This window comes from Polaromonas sp. P1_E3 (assembly GCF_056405935.1).
Map to the genome: position 1 here is coordinate 1 of NZ_JBFUBD010000644.1, position 1,110 is coordinate 1,110.

1 protein-coding gene is annotated in these 1,110 nt (G+C 57.3%); it reads right to left on the reverse strand.

Annotation, left to right across the window (positions count from 1 at the left end):
* The coding region (locus tag AC1D0Z_RS22460; RefSeq protein ID WP_477660355.1) for a type IV pili methyl-accepting chemotaxis transducer N-terminal domain-containing protein at positions 1–1,000 on the reverse strand (1,000 nt) is incomplete at its 3' end.
* Positions 1,001–1,110: the final 110 nt, after the last annotated feature.

Below are 1,110 nucleotides of genomic sequence, written 5' to 3' on the forward strand. Positions count from 1 at the left end.
CCTGTACACGCGTCTGCTCATAAAGAGCCATCAGCGCTTCAAGACGTTCGCGTGTCTGCGGATCCTTGGATCCGGCGAGGCGCAACTCGGGGCTGCCTTCCTGCAAGCCCTGCGCGATTTCCTTGAACGAGTTCAAATCCTTACCGAGCAGGAACACGGCCTCGGGGCTCACGCCCTCCATGGTCAGGAACTCGTTCGCAGACTTACCAATACGCTGGGTCAACATCACCAGCTGGCCAGAAGCTGAAATCTCAGCCGGTGCAGCGTTCTGCTGAAGCTTGAGCGACGAAACAGTTTCCGCAATTTCCAGCAAATCCGAGGACTGGCGGTTAATGGTGCGCAGAGCGTTACCCACCTGCGTCAGAATGTTCTGCTGGCCCATCACGGTTTTCGCGTTCTTCTCAGCGCGCTCCATGAAAGGCGTAACCTTTTCCACGTCGGATTGCAGTTCATCGCTCACAGGCGCCAGACGCAGGCTTTCCTCACCGGATTTCAGACCACGCACGGTTTTGGCCAGTACGTCAGAACTCTCACGCACGTCAGGGAACGCCTGGGCACTGCCCACCAGCGCCTGTGACACTGATTTCGCCAGACGCTGCGACTGCATCAATGATTGTCCGGTAGCCGCCACCTGTTGAGCCACCTTGTCCGCCTGGCTCAGCGCCAGGAAAGTCACGGTACCCAGAACAGCCACCGCGACAGCAAGGAAAAACACCAGAACCCGTTGATGCTGACCGATGGTTCTTCGGCCCAACAAAGGCAGACGCAGCAGTTCCTGGTTTACCGCGGGCGCGCCATCTTCGGCCGTCGCCATGCGGCTAGGCGCGAAAGCATCGTCATTACCACCGGGCTGCCGGATCGCAGCAGTCTGAAGCGAAGCCTGATCCATGGAACCGGTTGCAAGCGGATCTGGCGTACCGACGGAAGCCATGTCCATGCTGTCCTCGGGCTGATCGGACTTGGTTTTAAATAGCTTCTGGATATTTTCAATAACAGACATGGTGAGCCTTCCGGGAGAGAAACAGTGCGCGCTATGCGCCAATCGTCAAAAAATGCGCTTGCTGGGCAAGCAACTGAAGGTTGATTTCCTGCCAGGTTGCACCATTAAGG